The sequence below is a fragment of the Massilia sp. Root418 genome (assembly GCF_001425265.1).
GTDB lineage: Bacteria > Pseudomonadota > Gammaproteobacteria > Burkholderiales > Burkholderiaceae_D > Rugamonas.
The window spans coordinates 623,496-638,966 of record NZ_LMEC01000011.1 but is presented as its reverse complement, the minus strand read 5'-3'; the positions used below and the strand labels follow the sequence as shown (position 1 = coordinate 638,966).

The window sequence follows — 15,471 nt, the reverse complement described above, 5'->3', positions numbered from 1 at the left end:
AAGTGGTTACAGGATTTGTTTGATGTCGGACATGCTCAGCTGTCCGGAAGTGGGCACGTTCAGCTTGACGCCGCCGGCGCCGGTGGACACGCTGGCCACCACGCCGAACTGCAGGCCGACGGCGTCCTTCAGCACCTTGCCGCCGGAGCGCGCTTCCACGCTGAATACATAATTGCCGTTGCCCAGCGTCTTGCCGTCGGAGGCCTTGCCGTCCCAGGTGATGGGCATGGTACCGGCCGGCTGATTCTCCAGCTGGATCACGTCCACTTCCTTGCCGGCGGCGTTCTTGATGACGATATCGACCGTATCGGCCGGCGTGGCCAGGTCGATGCCGAAAATGGCCTTGCCGTCGGCCAGGCCGATATTTTTGCCTTCGGACAGCACGCCATGGTTGATCATGCCTGCCGCCTGCACGCTCTCGGCCGACTGGTAGCTCGACTTGAGCGATTCCAGGGTGGTGTTGAGCTTGTTCACGCCGGTCACGGTGGAGAGCTGCGCCAGCTGGCTGGTGATCTGCGCGTTATCCAGCGGACTCATCGGGTCCTGGTTCTTCAGCTGGGTCACCAGCAGGGTCATGAACTTGTCGGTGTCGGCCTGCACGCTGTCGGTGGCAACGGCCTTCTTCGGGTTGACAGCGTTCAGCAGCACATCGGTAACAGGGGCGGCGGTAGTGGCGGCGGTGGGCATAATTCTCTTTCTCTTCTGTTTGTTTACTGGCCGATGGTCAGTGTTTTCAGCAGCAGGGTCTTGGCGGCGTTCATGGTTTCCACGTTGGTCTGGTAGGAGCGCGAGGCCGACAGCATGTTGACCATCTCGTCCACCACGTTCACGTTGGGCATGCTGACATAGCCCTTCTCGTCGGCCATGGGATGCTTGGGGTCGTACACCTGCTTGAGCGGCGACGGATCCTCGATCACGCGCTGCACCTTCACGCCGGTGGACGCGCCACCATTGGCGGCCGGCTGCGCCTCGAACACCACCTGCTTGGCGCGGTAAGCCTCGCCGCTGGCGCTGGTGGCGCTGTCGGCATTGGCCAGGTTGCTGGCCACCACGTTCAGGCGCTGCGCCTGCGCGCTCATGGCCGAACCGGAAACATTGAAAATACTAAACAGCGACATGATTATTGCCCTCCCTGGATCGCCGCCATCAAGCCCTTGATCTGGGAATTGATCAGCGTAATGCCGGCCTCGTAGCGCAGCGCGTTGTCGGCGAACTGGTTGCGTTCCACATCCATGTCCACCGTATTGCCGTCGACCGCGCCCTGCACGATGCCGCGGTACTGCAGCGGCGTGCCGTCGGGCAGCGTGCCAGCTCCTTGCTGGGGGACGGGGAAATGTTTCTGCGCCGTGGTCTTCAGGGGCTGGGCCGCGCCGGCCATGGCGCTGGTCAGCGCAGCCGTGAAGTCGATGTCCTTGGCCTTGAAGTTCGGCGTGTCGGCGTTGGCGATATTAGACGCCAGCACGGTCTGGCGCTGCGAACGCAGGCTCAAGGCCGTTTCGTTGAAGCGCATGAATTCGTCCAGTTTCCCTAACATCGTTCCCTCCCGCCCACTTTCTATTGGTGACAGGATCGATGATACGGACGGGCACGCGCATCCGATCGGGCGAGCAGCCCCGGAATTGCCGTCCTATTCCCCGCTTCGGCTGCGCGCGCGAGGGCTATCATGGCCACATTCGAGGAAAGCCGCCATGACACGCATACTGATCACCGCACTCTTATTGCTGAGCGCCGCCGCCCAGGCCGCAGCGCCATTGCCCGCCCCGGTGCCGGCCCTGGCCGCGCGCCAGGACCTGAGCGCCCTGCGCCAGGCCGTGGAGCAGTTCCTGCAGACGCAAACCGTAGGCCTGCCCGGCACGGTGGCCGTCAATGTCGGCGCCATCGACCAGCGCATGGCGCTGGCGCCCTGCCCCCAGCTGCAGACCTTTTTCATGCCCGGCGCGCGCGCCTGGGGCAAGACCACGGTGGGCGTGCGCTGTGCGGCCCCTTCCGCATGGACGGTGTATATTCAAGCCAACGTGACCGTGCAGGCCGACTACGTGGCCAGCGCCGTGCCGCTGGCCCAGGGCCAGCCCATCGAGGCGGGCCAGCTGGTGCTGGTCAAGGGCGATCTGACAACATTGCCAGCCGGCATAGCCACCGACATCGGCCAGGTCGCCGGCCGCAGCAGCAACGTCTCGCTGGCGGCCGGCACGCCGATGCGGCTCGACACGCTGCGCAGCAAGCCGGTCATCATGGCCGGGCAGCTGGTGCGGGTGGTCTCGGGCGGGGCGGGATTCCGCGTCTCGGCCGAGGCGCGCGCGGTGGCCGCCGCGTCCGAAGGACAGATCGTGCAGGTGCGCACCGCAGGGGGCCAGCAGGTCAGCGGTGTGGCGAAAGCCGGAGGGCTGGTGGAGGTTGCGTTTTAAAACCGCTAAAGTTTATGATCACGGCGCCGTTAATGACTCAGATCCCGGGGTTTGTATACCCCAACCAGACGAGGATATTGCTGTGAAAATTAACGACTCAGTCAAGAGCACGCCGGGCCTGCCAGCCTCGCCTGCCACGAACACCACCGCGCGCGGCGCCGACAAGGCCAGCACCGCCCCCATCAGCACCGACAGCGTCAAACTGTCGGCCCAGGGCCAGGCCATGGCCGCCAGCGGGGCCAGCGGCAACAGCGCCGTGTTCGACACGAAAAAAGTGGAACGCATCAAGCTTGCGATTGCCGATGGGCAGTTCCAGGTCAACTCTGAAAAAGTGGCGGATGGCTTGCTGGAAACGGTCAAGGATCTGCTGCACTCACGTAAAAGATAGGTAAATCATGCAATCCGTCTCGCCCATGTCCAGCCTGCGCGAAGAACAGCGCGTCATCACCGCCCTGCTGGAAGTACTGAAGCAGGAACAACAGCAACTGGTGACGGCGGACATCGATGGACTGACGGAATTGACGCCGAGGAAATCCGCCCTCGTCAACGACATGGCCGTGCTGGCCAGCCAGCGCCATGCAGCGCTGGGCGCGGCAGGCTACAAGGCGGAAGAAGCCGGCATGGAAGCCTGGCTGGCCGCCAGCGGCGACGCCGACGCCTCCCCGCTGTGGGCGCAGGTGCTGGAACTGACGCGCGAAGCCAAGGAACTGAACCGCCTGAACGGCACCCTCATCAGCAAACACCTCAGCCACACCCAGGGCGCGCTGCAAGCGCTGCGGCCCCAGGCGCAAGGCAATTTCTACGGCCCAAGCGGCCAGCCCACCCCGGCCAACCCGCGCAGGGGCTTCCTGGCAGGTTGACGCACGTCAATCATGACGGCCGGAAATGATGCATTTAATGCAAAGTCTTGCATAATGCATCCATGCACACACCAACCCGTCTTGCCGCCGGCGCCCTGGCGCTGAACCTTGCCGCAGCGGCTGCGGCCCACGCTGCCCTCCCACCGGCGCCCATTGCGTCCGCGCTCGAAGGCGAACGGCTCGGCCTGTACGACAGCAACCAGTTCCGCTACAGCGACGGCCGCTGCCAGGGCTGCGCGCCGCGCCAGGCGCTGTGGTACTTCCAGGATGAAGGCCTGGCCGTGCCGCGCCAGCCCGCCGCCGGCTCCGCCCTGCCGGACCTGGTCTGGCTGGGCGCGCCGCAACTGGTGCCGCAAGCCACGCTGGCGCCGTCCGGCCAGGCCCTGCAGGTGGCCGGCGCGCCGGCGCTACCCATGCGGCTGGTGCCCAAGCTCGCTTCCAACCGCTCCTGGTTCGACGCCAGCAGCCTGAACTTCTTCCGCCAGCGCGAGGTGCGCGTACGCGGCACCCTGCGCGAGCAGGCCGGCCAGCCCATCTTCGAAGCACGCACCATCTGGCCGCGCGACTTCGTCATCGACACCGCCGTGCTGCGCCCGCAGCCGCTCCCGGGCAGCGACAGCCTGGCCGGCTTCGTGCGCCAGGACAACGGCGGCGCGCGCAGTCCCTACGCCGCGCGCCTGGTCTGGGAGCGCCAGCCAGCCGGCGCGCGCGACTGGGGCGGCAAGGCCGTGCTGGCCATCATGCTGAACGGCGCCCAGGGCGACGATGACGAAGCCTACGGCGGCCACTTCGCGGTTGCCACCGGCCGCCTGGGCCGGCAAGGCGAATGGGCCGACTGGATGGTGAACAACTTCTACAACCTGGACAGCTACAGCGAAAAAGGCATCGTCGCCGCCATGGTGCCGATGGACAACTACCTGATGGACCTCAACAGCGGCCAGCAATACTACCGCCCGTCCACCATGCTGGTCGCCTTGCTGCGCGACGCGCGCACCGCGCGAGCCTACCAAAGCCGCATCCAGGACACCTTCCGCCGCTTCTACCGGCACGACTTCCGCTACCGCCACGCAGCCGCCAACTGCGCCGGCATCAGCATGGACGTGTTCAAGGCGCTCGGCTGGCAAGTACCCGAGCAGGGGCCCACCGGCCGCCTGAAAGCCATCGGCGCCTACGGCTACAAGGCCGCCAAGGACATGAGCCTGGCCAGCGGCCACCGAGCCTACGACTACTTCACCGAAGAGCAGACCCGGCTCTATCCTGCGGTGGCCTTCGCCGCGCTGGGCCAGGACCTGCTGCAGCTGCTCGGCGGTAATCCGCCCGGCCGCGCCCTGAGCGCCTACGAGCGCCAGCTGCAGGAGGACGTCGAAGCGCTGGTGCTGGTGCACATCCCGCAAGTGCCCTCCAGCCGCGCCTTCGGCTCCGCGCCCGTGTTCTCCATCGACGAATACATGGCGCGCGCGCCGCAAGACCAGGCGCAATGGCAGATCGTGCCAGTCCCGCCGCGCCCCTTCCCCGCCGCACTGCGCGACGGCCCGGCGCCGGCCGAAGAAAGCAGCCTGCCGGTCCCCGCCCCGGTGGGCGGCATGCTGCTCGGCATGGCCGGCGCCGGCTGGCACTGGCACCGCCGCCGCAAACGCGCCCGGAGCTGAATAAAAAATGGGGTCAGGGTTAATTATTCGGGCAATTGTTTCTCGAATAATTAACCCTGACCCCATTTTTTTACGGGGGTGGCGGGGTGGTGGGGACTTCGGTGGCGGGGTCGGGGATGCCGGAGAGGATGGTGACCGCCACGCGGCGGTTGCGGGCGCGGCCGTCGGGCTGCTCGTTGGGCGCGACCGGGTGGTTGTCGGCGTGGCCCACCGCCGTCAGCCGCGACGGCGCCACGCCGGCGTCGATGAACAGCCGCACCACGGCGCCGGCGCGCGAGGCCGACAGCTCCCAGTTGGACGGGAAGTTGTTGTTGCGGATGGGCTGGTTGTCGGTGTGCCCTTCCACTTGCACTGCGTGCGGGTCTTGCTTGAGCAGCACGGCCACCGCCTGCAGCGCTTCGCGCGATTCGCTGGTGAGCACCGCCGCGCCCGGATCGAACAGCACGCTGGCGTTGATTTCCACGCTCACGCCGCGGCTGTTCTGCGTCACCCGCACCTTGCCTTCCTTGACCAGCGGCGCCAGCGTGGACAGCAAATCCTGCGCCAGCTTGGTCATCTGCTCCTTTTCCTTGCGCAGCAGCTCGGTGCGCCGGCGCAGCGCGGGATTGGGGATGGGCAGGTTCTGCACCTGGGTGTTGATGGGCTTGGCCGCGCCCTGGCCGCCGAAGGCGTCGCCCAGCGCGTCCGAAAAGATCTTGTACTTGCCGGTGTTGACGGCGGCGATCGAGTACATCACCACGAAAAACGCGAACAGCAGCGTGATGAAGTCGGCATAGGAGATCAGCCAGCGCTCGTGGTTTTCAGGCTCGTCGTCGAACTTCCTGCGCGCGCGGCGTTCCATCTCAGTGGTACTCGCGCAGCAAGGTGGCGATGCGCTCGTCGATCACGCGGCTGTGGTCGCCCGTGGCGATGTCGTAGAACACGGCCGCCGCGATTTCCTGCTGATGCACCTGCTGCGTGACGATGACCTTGAGCTTGTTGGCGATGGGGTAGAAGATCAGGTTGGCCAGGCCCACGCCGTAAATGGTGGAGACGAAGGCGATGGCGATGCCCGAGCCCAGCTTGGCCGGGTCGGCCAGGTTCTCCATCACCTGGATCAGGCCCAGCACCGCGCCCAGGATGCCGATGGTGGGCGAGTAGCCGGCCGCCGATTCCCAGATCCGCACCGCCTGGCGCTCGGCCGTTTCAAAGGCGGTGATTTCGGTGTCGAGCAGGTTGCGCAGCTTGTCGGGGTTGATGCCGTCGACGATCAGGCGCAGGCCCTTGACGTTGAACTTGTCCTTGGACGAGAGCATGTAGCGCTCCAGCGCCAGCATGCCGTCGCGCTTGGCAGTGGTGTTCCAGGCGCCGATGTCGCGCGCCAGCGCGATGCGGGTGTCGGGCGGCGGCGCCACGATCCACCTGGCCATGCGCAGCCCGCGCACGAAGGTGGCCGGACGGGTCTGCAGCAGCACCGCGCCCAGGGTACCGATCACCACGATGGCGAACGCGGCCGGCTGGAGCAGCGAGCTCAGCTTGCCGCCTTCGAGGCCCTGGCCGATCAGCACGCCGGCCACGCCCAGTATCAGTCCTGCTATGCTGGCCCAGTCCATGCCTGCTCCCGTAACGAGGCGCGCAGCCGCGCTACCGCTTGCGTATGCAGCTGCGATACGCGTGATTCGGATACGCCCATGACGGCGCCAATTTCCTTCAAGTTCAATTCTTCCTCGTAGTACAAGCCCATCAACATTTTCTCGCGCGGCGGCAGCGCGTCGATGGCATCGATCACGGCCTGGCGGAAGTCGGTGTCGAGCAGCGCGCGCAGCGGGTCGGCATCCTCGTCGCTATGGAAGCGGTCGAGGAAGCTTTCGCCGCCGTCGTCGTCGCGGAAATCCTCGTAATAGATCAGCTGGTGGCCGCCGCCTTCGGACAGCATTTCCTGGTAGTCGGCCAGCGACAGCTTGAGCGACTTGGCCACTTCCGATTCGCTCGGCGGGCGGCCCAGGCGCTGCTGCAGGGTGGCCATGGCGGTTTCGATCTTGCGCATGTCCTGGCGCATGCTGCGCGGCATCCAGTCGCTGTTGCGCAGCTCGTCGAGCATGGCGCCGCGGATGCGCATCACGGCATAGGTTTCAAACTGCGCGCCGTGGGTTTCCTCGTAGCGGTTGATTGCATCGAGCAAGCCTATCATGCCGGCCTGGACCAGGTCATCGACTTCCACGCTGGGTGGTAATTTGGCCTTCATATGGTGGGCCAGCCGCTTCACCAGCGGCATGTGCTCCGTCAGCAGCGAGTTCTTGTCCGCTTTCCCTTTGGCCGTGTACATATCGTTCTAATTTTTCTCAGACGCTAAAATGGTTGCTGCTCCCCGTACGGAATTGAGGCGCACCGGCCAGCGCCAGACGGCCTGCCAGTTGCCGGAACGCGACCGATGCACCGGCCAGAGGAAAGGCATCGACCACCGCGCGCCCCAGGCGCGCCGCGCGCTGCAAGTACTCATCGGCCGGCACCGAACCCATGGAAACCAGGGTGACGGCCAGGTATCGGCTCGCCGCTTGCGCCATATTATCGTAAACCACCTTCGCTTCGGCCTCGGATGCGCCCGTTACCACGATGCCGAAGGGACGGCGGCCCAGTTCGTGGTTCAGGCGCTTGATCATGCTGTAGGCGTTTTTGATCGAGGTGGCGCTGTTGGAGACCTGCACCACGATGTCGGAACTGGCCATCACCGGCACCGGAAACGCCTCGCCGTCGAACTCCCCGTCCACGATCACCAGGCCGGTCTGCTTGGCCAGCACGTCGAAGGCCTTGGCCAGGCGGCGCGTTTCGTCGGGGCCGGCGCGCGCCACGCCGCGTGTCATGGATACCACACCGAAGCCCTGCGGCACCTGGTGGATCACCTGGTTCAGGCCGCACTCCTGGCGCGCCACGTCCAGCAGGCTGGCGCCGTCGTCCACGCCAAGGCGCGACGCGACGCCGTGCGCGCTGGCGCAGGCATCGACCAGCAGCACGTCGTTACCGGCGCGCGCCAGCGAGGCGCCCAGGTTCACCAGCATGGAACCCTTGTCGTCCTGCGGGGTGGCGGACAGGAAGGTGACGATGCGCGGCTGCGGCCCAGCCAGCATGCGGCGCAGGCCTTCGGCCTGGTCGAAATCGAAATTAGCCAAGGCGCACCTCGCGCAGGGCGAAATCATTGGCCGCATTGGCTGCGTTGGCCGCGCTGGCGGCAGCCATCACCAGCGGCAGTTCGCTGTCGGCGTACTGGCTGGCGGCGCTGGCCGGCTTGAGGCGGAAGGCGCGCTCGATCAGCGCGGCCGGGTCGGCCAGGTGCAGGTCTTCCGGCACCCGCTGGCCGCTGGAGACGTAGAACATGTTCAGTTTCTGGCGGATCACCACGTCCAGCACGTTGCCGAGCGAGGCCGCTTCGTCCAGCTTGGTCATGATGCAGCCGGCCAGGCCGCTGCCCTGGTAGGCACGCACCACTTCGTTCAGGGTTTCCTGGGTCGAGGTGGCGTTCAGGCACAGCAGGCGCTTGACGTTGGCGTCGGTGCCTTGCAGCATGGCCACCTGCTCGGCCACCATGTGGTCGCGCTGGCTCACGCCGACGGTGTCGATCAGCACGGTGTGCTTGTTCTTCAATTCCTTCAGGGCGATGCGCAGGTCGGCCTCGTCCTTCACCGAGTGCACCATCACGCCCAGGATCTTGCCGTAGATGCGCAGCTGCTCGTGGGCGCCGATACGGTAGGCGTCGGTGGTGATCAAGGCCAGCTTGTCCGGGCCGTGGCGCATCACGCAGCGCGCGGCCAGCTTGGCGGTGCTGGTGGTCTTGCCCACGCCGGTCGGGCCCACCAGGGCGAACACGCCGCCCTGCTCGATCAGCGCGTCCTCATTGGCGATGGCCGACAGGTTGCGGGTCAACACGGTCTTGATCCAGCGCAGGCTGTCGGCGGCGTCGCGCCCGGCCGGCAGTTTCTCGATCAGGTAGCGCGCCAGGCTGGCCGAGAAGCCGGCCGCCAGCAGTTCGCGCAGCACGGCGGCCTTCTGCGGCTCGCGCTGCTGGGTCGTGCCCCAGGACAGCTCGGCCAGCTGGGTTTCCATCATGCCGCGCATGGCGCGGATTTCGTTCATCATGCCGCTCATCTCGGCGGCGGCGTTGGCCTTGGCGCTGTTGACGGCGTCGGCCACCAGGGCGGTGATGCGGTCCATGTCCAGCGACGGCGCGGGCGCCGGGGCGGGCGCGCGCGGCGCGGCTGCGGCCGGCGCGGCTGGAGCAGCCATCCTAGGAACAGGACGGGCCGCCGGCGCCACGGCAGCGACCGGCGCCAGGGGCGCCAGGTAGGACGGGGTTTCCGGCAGATCCAGATACGGTTCGGGACGCGCCATCGGCGAATCCAGGGACGGCAGCGCCAGCGAAGCGGCGTCGTCGTTGGCGAGGGCCAGGATTTCCACCTCGCCGTCGGTAGGACGATTCGACAAGATCACCGCATCGGGCCCCAGGGCCTCGCGTACTTTGCGCAGCGCTTCACGCGACGTAGGTGCAGTAAATTTTTTGACGTTCATGACCGGTTCCCCTGTTACACAAGTGCCGCGCCGTCAAGTCGGGCGCGGCTCACTCTCATGCTTTCATTATTGCTGATGCATAGGAGAAACGATCGGAGGAACAGGGCCGAAAACCGCCCCCTATTCAGAACCCGGGCCTCCAAAATGGGGGCAGGGTTAATATTCCGCACAGCGAAATATTAACCCTGACCCCATTTTGGGTTGCGGAGATACTGGACTTACTGCGCGCCGACCAGGGCGGTGACGCGGATGGTCTTGTTTTCTGGGATCTCGGCGTGCGACAGCACTTTGAGCTGCGGCAGCGCGCGGCGCAGGAAGCGCGACAGCAAGGTGCGCAGCGGACCGGGCACCAGCAGCACCGGCGTCAGCCCCAGCGCTTCCTGCTGCGCGGCCGCCGCCTGCGCTTGCTGGGCGATGGTGTCGGCCAGGCCGGGCTCGATGCCGGCGCCGTCCGGGCCGCTGGCCGCCAGCGCCTGCATCAGCAGGCGTTCCAGGCGGTTGTCCAAGGTCATCACGGACAGCTCGCCGCCCGCCGGGAACAGCTGCTGCACGATGGCCCGGCCCAGCGAGATACGCACCAGCGCGGTCAGCTCGTTCGGGTCCTGCGTGTGCACGGTGTGCTCGGCCAGCGTTTCGATGATGGAGCGCATGTCGCGGATGTGCACGCCTTCCGCCAGCAGGTTCTGCAGCACTTTCTGCAGGGTCGACAGCGACAGCATCTTCGGCACCAGGTCTTCCACCAGCTTGGGCGATTCCTTGCCCAGGTGGTCCAGCAGGGACTGCACTTCGGCGCGGCCCAGCAGTTCGGAGGCGTGGGTGGTGATCAGGTGGTTCAGGTGGGTGGCCACCACGGTGCCTGCGTCCACCACGGTGTAGCCCATGGTTTGCGCCTGGTCGCGCAGGCCGGCGTCGATCCAGATGGCGGGCAGGCCGAAGGCCGGGTCTTCCGTCACCAGGCCGGGCAAGGTGCCGCTGGCCATGCCGGGGTTGATGGCCAGGAACTGGCCGTTGAAGGCTTCGCCGGCGCCCACTTCCACGCCCTTGAGCGCGATGCGGTAGGCGGACGGTTTCAGTTCCAGGTTGTCGCGGATGTGCACCGGCGGGGCCAGGAAGCCAACTTCCTGCGCGAACTTCTTGCGGATGCCTTTGATGCGCTTGAGCAGTTCGCCGCCCTGGGTCTTGTCGACCAGGGGAATCAGGCGGTAGCCCACTTCCAGGCCCAGGGTGTCCACCGGCAGGATGTCCTGCCAGCTGGCCTCCTCCTGCTCGGGCGCCGGGGCTGCCGCGCCGCCTGCCGCCGCCGGGCTACCGTCGGCCGCCGGGGCGCCGGGCGCGCCCGTGCCGTCACCGCCCGCGCCGCCCCTGGCACGCTTGGCCATCAGGTAGCCGGAACCGCCCAGCACGCCCGCCAGCAGCAGGAATACCAGGTTGGGCATGCCGGGGATCAGGCCCATGCCGCCGATGATGGCGGCGGTAATGTAGAGCACTTGCGGCTTGGCGAACAGCTGGCCGATCACCTGGGTGCCGATGTCCTGCTCGCTGGCCACGCGCGACACCACGATACCGGCCGCGATCGAGATCACCAGCGACGGGATCTGCGCCACCAGGCCGTCGCCGATGGCCAGCAGGGTGTAGGTCTTGAGCGCTTCGCCAAAGGCCAGGTCGTGCTGGATCAGGCCGACCAGCAGGCCGCCGACGATGTTAATCACCGTCACCAGAATGCCGGCGATGGCGTCGCCGCGCACGTATTTGGAGGCACCGTCCATGGCGCCGTAGAACTCGGCTTCCATCGACACTTCGCTGCGCCGCTTGCGCGCTTCGGCTTCGCCGATCAGGCCCGCGTTCAAGTCGGCGTCGATCGCCATCTGCTTGCCCGGCATGGCGTCCAGGGCGAAGCGCGCGCCCACCTCGGCGATACGGCCCGCGCCCTTGGTGACCACGGTGAAGTTGATGATAGTGAGGATGATGAACACGACGATACCGACCGTGTAGTTGCCGCCGATCAGGAAGTGGCCGAAGGCTTCAATCACCTTGCCGGCCGCCGCCGCGCCGGTATGGCCTTCGGTCAGCACCACGCGGGTGGAAGCCACGTTCAGCGCCAGGCGCAGCATGGTGGACACCAGCAGCACGGTCGGGAAGGCCATGAAGTCCAGCGGCTTGACGGTGTAAAGCGCAGTCAGCAGCACAATGATGGACAGCGCAATGTTGAAGCTGAAGAACAAATCCAGCACGAAGGCGGGCAGCGGCAGCACCATCATGGCCAGCAGCATGATGATCAGGATGGGCGGGGCCAGGCTCTTGCTGCCGGCGCCGCTCATGCCGCCGAAGGTGCGGTTCATCCATGCGGGCATTCTGATGCTGTTCATTGTGCTGCTCCGTTGTTGTTATCGGCGTTGTCGGTCTTGTTCTGCAAGGCTTGCTGCCTGGCCAGCCTGGCGGCCTCGTAGGCCGGGTGGTTCGGGTCCATGTCGTTCGGCACGTCCAGCTTGCCTGGCCGGTCGGGATAACGGCCGCCCGGCTTGAAGGTGCGCAGCTGGAACACATAGGCCAGCACTTCGGCCACGGCCGCGTACAGGCGCTGCGGGATCTCGTCGCCGATGTCGCTGTGCTTGTACAGCGCGCGCGCCAGCGCCGGCGCTTCCAGGATGGCCACCTTGTGCTCGCGCGCCAGTTCGCGGATCTTGGCCGCCACCTCGTCGGTGCCCTTGGCCACCACTTTAGGCGCGCCCGAGCCTTCGGTGTACTTCAGTGCCACCGCGTAGTGGGTCGGGTTGGTCACCACCACGTCGGCGGTCGGCACGTCGGCCATCATGCGGCGCTTGGCCATCTCGCGCTGCAGCTGGCGGATCTTGCCCTTGATCTGAGGATTGCCGTCGGACTCCTTCGACTCCTGGATCATTTCCTGGCGCGTCATCTTCAGCTTGTTAGCGTAGTGCCACATCTGGTAAGGCGCGTCGATCGCGGCGATCAGTCCCAGCGCGCCGACAATGAACAAGAAGCTCATGGCCAGCATGTCCAGCAGATGTGCGCTGCCCAGCCTGAACGGCTCCATGGCCAGCCCGATGACGGCATCTTTCTGCTTCATGACGACCAGATAGGCGACGAAGCCGACCACGATGGTTTTCACGATGGCTTTCACCAGTTCCACCAGGGCATTGGTCGACACCATATTGCCCAGGCCGCGCATGGGATTGAGTTTCATCAGGCTGGGGGTAACGGCCTTGCCGCTGAACAGCCAGCCGCCCACCAGCAGCGGCGACACCAGCGCCACCACCATCACCGCCACGCCCAGCGGCAGGCAGGCCAGCAGCACGCGCCCGATGTCGAAGCCGACCCGGGTCAGCAGGACATCGGAATTGAAAATCTGTTCCTTGCTCAGCGCCAGGCCGGACACCATGGCCGAGGACAGGTCGCGCACCAGGCTGGAGCCGAACATCCACAGCATGGCGCCGGACGTCATCAGCACGGTAAACGTGGCAACTTCACGCGATCGGGGAACGTCGCCTTCTTCACGCGCCTGCTCGAGGCGCTTCTGTGACGCCGGTTCTGTCTTTTCGCTTTCGCTTTCTTCTGCCATGCCGCGCTCCCGCCCTGCACACCGTGATAACAGGAGCCATTATCGCCGCGCGCCCTGCGCCGCCATCCGTGGAGGAAGGCGGCAAAAGCCCGGCTATTTGATATTACTGCGGGGAAAGACCGATCAGGCGGGGGCCAGCAGCGCCAGCTGTTCCGGAGTGAGATAGCACCATTCGCCCTCTTCCAGGCCGAGCGACGCCAGCTGCAGCTGGCCGATGGCGGAGCGGTGCAGCGCGCTGCAATGGTTGCCGGCAGCCGCCAGCATGCGCTTGACCTGGTGGTACTTGCCCTGCTCCAGTACGATTTCCAGCTGGTGCTCGCCACGTGGCTCGCACACCAGGGCCGCCAGCGGCGCCGGCTCGTCGTGCAGCTGCACGCCGGCCAGCAGTTGCGCCACCAGCTCGGGCGTCACGGGATCTTGCGTGGTCGCCTGGTAGACTTTGGGAACGTGCCGCTTCGGCGACGATTGTGCGTGGATAAATGGCCCATCGTCGGACATCAGCAACATACCGGTAGTGTCGTGGTCGAGCCGGCCGACCGGCTGCACTTCGCGCCAGCTGAACTGCTCGGGCAGCAAGGTCAGCACGCCGGGATGATGGCTGGGCTTGCGCGAGCATTCGTAGTTGGCAGGCTTGTTCAGCGCGATGTACAGGTGTTCGCGGTACACCCACTCTTCGTCGAAGATGGTCAACACCAGGCCGTCGGTTTCAATGCTGGCCTTGTAGTTGTCGTGGACTTCGCCGGCGATACTGACTTCGCCGTCTTCGATCAGGGCGCGGCAGTATTTGCGCGTGCCGAAACCCTGGGATTGCAGGATGCGGTCTAAAGATAATTTGCTCATAGGGCGAGACTTTACCAGATTTCAAACACAGCTTGACGCAGATCAAAGGGGGCTCACCTCGCGTGGCTACACTGAACTCATGTAGGAATCCACCTAATGCCTGTAAGAAAGGATCTGAGATGAACTCCCGGAAAAGTGCAAGCGAACACCTGGTGCTGCATGCTACCCGGCTGGGCCTGGACCGCTGGAGGCAGGGCCCGGTCGGCCAGGCCGCGCCAGCCATGCCGCAGGCGGGCTGGCACGCAGCCGCGCAGCAGCATTTCATGGACTGGCTCGGTGCAGGCGGCTTCGGAAATGAAAACAGCGGCAATGACGCCGCCGTTCTCATGCCCCATTGCGGGGCTCAATGCGAGGAATTGAAATTCTCTCGGGTCCGCATCAGCGATGCGGTTGAGTAGTTCGTTTCTGACTTACGGTAAAGTTGTGCAGACAACGAGTTAAGCTGTTTATGCGGCCTCCCTGGGAAAGAACTACAACACCAATATAGTCCACCCCGGGAGGAATACAAGAAGAAATCAAGCCGTCTTGTCAACGTTGCACTGTGCGCGCACGCACATTGCGCAAGGCTAGCGCACCGCCGGAGCGGCGCCCTGCACCGCCGCCTTCATGACACCCGCGCCCACTGCGGCGCCGAATTTCTTCAGCACGCGCTCGGGCAAGCCTTCATGCTGGGTATAGTCGACGATGTCTTCGGCGTGCACCACGTCGCGCGCGACAGTGTCCACCGTGCCGAGACCGTCCGCCAGCCCCATGTCGATGGCGCGCGCGCCGGTCCAGAACAGGCCGGAGAAGGTTTCCGGTGTTTCTTTCAGGCGCTTGCCGCGCCCGGTGCGCACCACGTCGATGAACTGGGCGTGGATTTCGTTGAGCATGGTCTGCGCATGCTGGCGGTGCTTGTCGCTCAGCGGGGTGAAGGGGTCCATGAAACCCTTGTCGGCGCCGGCGGTCAGCAGCCTGCGCTCGACGCCCACCTTGTTCATCACGCCGGTGAAACCAAAGCCGTCCATCAGCACGCCGATGGAGCCGACAATGCTGGCCTTGTTGACGAAGATCTTGTCGCCGGCGGCGGCAATGTAGTAGCCGCCCGACGCGCAGATTTCGTTAACCACCACGTACAGCGGCTTGGCCGGGTAGCCTTGGCGCAGGCGCCGTATCTCGTCGACAATCATGCCGGCCTGCACTGGGCTGCCGCCGGGACTGTTGATATGCAACACCACCGCGACCGAACCGTGGTCCGAAAAAGCCTTGTTCAGGGCAGGGATCACCACTGCCGCCGAGCCGCTGCCTTCGGTTTCAATATCGCCTTCGATTTCAATCAGCGCGGTGTGGCGGCCCAGCGTTTCAGAATCGCTGCCGGGGAAGGTAAAATCGAAATAGGCGGCGATGGCGACAAATACCAGCACCAATGTCATCAGTTTGAAGAAGATGCTCCAGCGCCGGTTGGCGCGGCGCTCCCGCACGGTGGACAGCACCAGCTTTTCCAGGACTTCGCGCTCCCAGTTCAAACCGGCCACCGACGGGGTGGCGGCGGCTGCATTGCTCTTGCCGTCGCCGCTATTATTGCTATCGCTTGTATTGTCGCTCATAAAATCTTAACTCGG

General features: G+C 65.4%; 17 protein-coding genes. 5 read left to right on the top strand and 12 right to left on the bottom strand.

Going from position 1 to position 15,471, the window contains the following annotated elements; all coding sequences use genetic code 11:
• Window positions 1-6: 6 nt before the first annotated feature.
• Genes ASC94_RS10255 through flgB form a run of 3 tightly spaced genes read right to left on the bottom strand, consistent with a single transcriptional unit; the run spans window position 7 to window position 1,534 of the window.
• Window positions 7-687 (bottom strand): flagellar hook assembly protein FlgD, encoded by a 681-nt coding sequence (locus ASC94_RS10255; RefSeq protein ID WP_056393949.1) that lies wholly within the window; start codon window positions 685-687, stop codon window positions 7-9.
• Window positions 688-710: 23 nt separating this feature from the next.
• A complete protein-coding gene (flgC, locus tag ASC94_RS10250; RefSeq protein ID WP_025595533.1) occupies window positions 711-1,118 on the bottom strand; it encodes a flagellar basal body rod protein FlgC in 408 nt (135 codons plus the stop codon).
• A 2-nt stretch (window positions 1,119-1,120) separates the two neighbouring features.
• Complete coding sequence (flgB, locus tag ASC94_RS10245) at window positions 1,121-1,534, bottom strand: flagellar basal body rod protein FlgB (RefSeq protein WP_056393947.1); 414 nt, start codon at window positions 1,532-1,534, stop codon at window positions 1,121-1,123.
• Between the two features lie 154 nt (window positions 1,535-1,688).
• On the opposite strand from flgB, the gene flgA reads away from it, so the two are divergent.
• From flgA to ASC94_RS10225, 4 genes are all read left to right on the top strand, one after another.
• The gene (flgA, locus tag ASC94_RS10240; protein WP_056393945.1) at window positions 1,689-2,405 is read left to right on the top strand and encodes a flagellar basal body P-ring formation chaperone FlgA; all 717 of its coding nucleotides are present in this window, start codon (window positions 1,689-1,691) and stop codon (window positions 2,403-2,405) included.
• Window positions 2,406-2,487: 82 nt separating this feature from the next.
• The gene (flgM, locus tag ASC94_RS10235; RefSeq protein WP_056393944.1) at window positions 2,488-2,793 is read left to right on the top strand and encodes a flagellar biosynthesis anti-sigma factor FlgM; all 306 of its coding nucleotides are present in this window, start codon (window positions 2,488-2,490) and stop codon (window positions 2,791-2,793) included.
• 7 nt (window positions 2,794-2,800) lie between these two features.
• Window positions 2,801-3,265, top strand: coding sequence for a flagella synthesis protein FlgN (locus ASC94_RS10230; protein ID WP_056393942.1), 465 nt, complete (start codon window positions 2,801-2,803; stop codon window positions 3,263-3,265).
• 62 nt (window positions 3,266-3,327) lie between these two features.
• Window positions 3,328-4,914 carry a hypothetical protein gene (locus ASC94_RS10225; protein ID WP_200955626.1) on the top strand — a complete coding sequence of 529 codons (1,587 nt, stop codon included), beginning with the start codon at window positions 3,328-3,330 and terminating at the stop codon, window positions 4,912-4,914.
• Between the two features lie 70 nt (window positions 4,915-4,984).
• On the opposite strand, the gene motD is transcribed toward ASC94_RS10225, so the two are convergent.
• The 8 genes from motD to ASC94_RS10185 form a co-directional block, all read right to left on the bottom strand.
• Window positions 4,985-5,755 carry a flagellar motor protein MotD gene (gene motD, locus ASC94_RS10220; protein ID WP_056393940.1) on the bottom strand — a complete coding sequence of 257 codons (771 nt, stop codon included), beginning with the start codon at window positions 5,753-5,755 and terminating at the stop codon, window positions 4,985-4,987.
• Window position 5,756: 1 nt separating this feature from the next.
• Window positions 5,757-6,506: a flagellar motor protein gene (locus ASC94_RS10215; protein WP_056393939.1), complete on the bottom strand. Its 750-nt coding sequence runs from the start codon at window positions 6,504-6,506 to the stop codon at window positions 5,757-5,759.
• Window positions 6,488-7,219, bottom strand: a complete 732-nt coding sequence (locus tag ASC94_RS10210) for an RNA polymerase sigma factor FliA (RefSeq protein ID WP_056393936.1) — start codon at window positions 7,217-7,219, stop codon at window positions 6,488-6,490. Before ASC94_RS10210 ends, ASC94_RS10215 begins: the two co-directional genes overlap by 19 nt.
• Before the next feature lie 16 nt (window positions 7,220-7,235).
• Complete coding sequence (locus tag ASC94_RS10205; protein ID WP_056393935.1) at window positions 7,236-8,060, bottom strand: hypothetical protein; 825 nt, start codon at window positions 8,058-8,060, stop codon at window positions 7,236-7,238.
• Window positions 8,053-9,453 carry a flagellar biosynthesis protein FlhF gene (flhF, locus tag ASC94_RS10200; RefSeq protein ID WP_056393933.1) on the bottom strand — a complete coding sequence of 467 codons (1,401 nt, stop codon included), beginning with the start codon at window positions 9,451-9,453 and terminating at the stop codon, window positions 8,053-8,055. Before flhF ends, ASC94_RS10205 begins: the two co-directional genes overlap by 8 nt.
• Window positions 9,454-9,671: 218 nt before the next feature.
• Window positions 9,672-11,819 carry a flagellar biosynthesis protein FlhA gene (gene flhA / locus ASC94_RS10195; RefSeq protein ID WP_056393930.1) on the bottom strand — a complete coding sequence of 716 codons (2,148 nt, stop codon included), beginning with the start codon at window positions 11,817-11,819 and terminating at the stop codon, window positions 9,672-9,674.
• Entirely contained in the window at window positions 11,816-13,030 is a 1,215-nt protein-coding gene (flhB, locus tag ASC94_RS10190; protein WP_082616383.1) for a flagellar biosynthesis protein FlhB, read from the bottom strand. Before flhB ends, flhA begins: the two co-directional genes overlap by 4 nt.
• Before the next feature lie 123 nt (window positions 13,031-13,153).
• The gene (locus ASC94_RS10185) at window positions 13,154-13,870 is read right to left on the bottom strand and encodes a pseudouridine synthase (RefSeq protein WP_056393928.1); all 717 of its coding nucleotides are present in this window, start codon (window positions 13,868-13,870) and stop codon (window positions 13,154-13,156) included.
• A gap of 119 nt (window positions 13,871-13,989) precedes the next feature.
• Here ASC94_RS10185 and ASC94_RS10180 point away from each other — a divergent pair, with 119 nt between their 5' ends.
• Window positions 13,990-14,268 (top strand): hypothetical protein, encoded by a 279-nt coding sequence (locus tag ASC94_RS10180; RefSeq protein ID WP_056393926.1) that lies wholly within the window; start codon window positions 13,990-13,992, stop codon window positions 14,266-14,268.
• Between the two features lie 168 nt (window positions 14,269-14,436).
• On the opposite strand, the gene ASC94_RS10175 is transcribed toward ASC94_RS10180, so the two are convergent.
• The gene (locus ASC94_RS10175) at window positions 14,437-15,456 is read right to left on the bottom strand and encodes a S49 family peptidase (protein ID WP_056393924.1); all 1,020 of its coding nucleotides are present in this window, start codon (window positions 15,454-15,456) and stop codon (window positions 14,437-14,439) included.
• Between the last annotated feature and the right edge of the window lie 15 nt (window positions 15,457-15,471).

What these genes read in the sequence shown, in the direction of transcription:
- ASC94_RS10255 (WP_056393949.1), bottom strand. Translation starts at nt 687, where the DNA reads ATGCCCACCGCCGCCACTACCGCCGCCCCTGTTACCGATGTGCTGCTG.
- flgC (WP_025595533.1), bottom strand. Translation starts at nt 1,118, where the DNA reads ATGTCGCTGTTTAGTATTTTCAATGTTTCCGGTTCGGCCATGAGCGCG.
- flgB (WP_056393947.1), bottom strand. Translation starts at nt 1,534, where the DNA reads ATGTTAGGGAAACTGGACGAATTCATGCGCTTCAACGAAACGGCCTTG.
- flgA (WP_056393945.1), top strand. Translation starts at nt 1,689, where the DNA reads ATGACACGCATACTGATCACCGCACTCTTATTGCTGAGCGCCGCCGCC.
- ASC94_RS10230 (WP_056393942.1), top strand. Translation starts at nt 2,801, where the DNA reads ATGCAATCCGTCTCGCCCATGTCCAGCCTGCGCGAAGAACAGCGCGTC.
- ASC94_RS10225 (WP_200955626.1), top strand. Translation starts at nt 3,328, where the DNA reads ATGCACACACCAACCCGTCTTGCCGCCGGCGCCCTGGCGCTGAACCTT.
- motD (WP_056393940.1), bottom strand. Translation starts at nt 5,755, where the DNA reads ATGGAACGCCGCGCGCGCAGGAAGTTCGACGACGAGCCTGAAAACCAC.
- ASC94_RS10215 (WP_056393939.1), bottom strand. Translation starts at nt 6,506, where the DNA reads ATGGACTGGGCCAGCATAGCAGGACTGATACTGGGCGTGGCCGGCGTG.
- ASC94_RS10210 (WP_056393936.1), bottom strand. Translation starts at nt 7,219, where the DNA reads ATGTACACGGCCAAAGGGAAAGCGGACAAGAACTCGCTGCTGACGGAG.
- flhF (WP_056393933.1), bottom strand. Translation starts at nt 9,453, where the DNA reads ATGAACGTCAAAAAATTTACTGCACCTACGTCGCGTGAAGCGCTGCGC.
- flhA (WP_056393930.1), bottom strand. Translation starts at nt 11,819, where the DNA reads ATGAACAGCATCAGAATGCCCGCATGGATGAACCGCACCTTCGGCGGC.
- flhB (WP_082616383.1), bottom strand. Translation starts at nt 13,030, where the DNA reads ATGGCAGAAGAAAGCGAAAGCGAAAAGACAGAACCGGCGTCACAGAAG.
- ASC94_RS10185 (WP_056393928.1), bottom strand. Translation starts at nt 13,870, where the DNA reads ATGAGCAAATTATCTTTAGACCGCATCCTGCAATCCCAGGGTTTCGGC.
- ASC94_RS10180 (WP_056393926.1), top strand. Translation starts at nt 13,990, where the DNA reads ATGAACTCCCGGAAAAGTGCAAGCGAACACCTGGTGCTGCATGCTACC.
- ASC94_RS10175 (WP_056393924.1), bottom strand. Translation starts at nt 15,456, where the DNA reads ATGAGCGACAATACAAGCGATAGCAATAATAGCGGCGACGGCAAGAGC.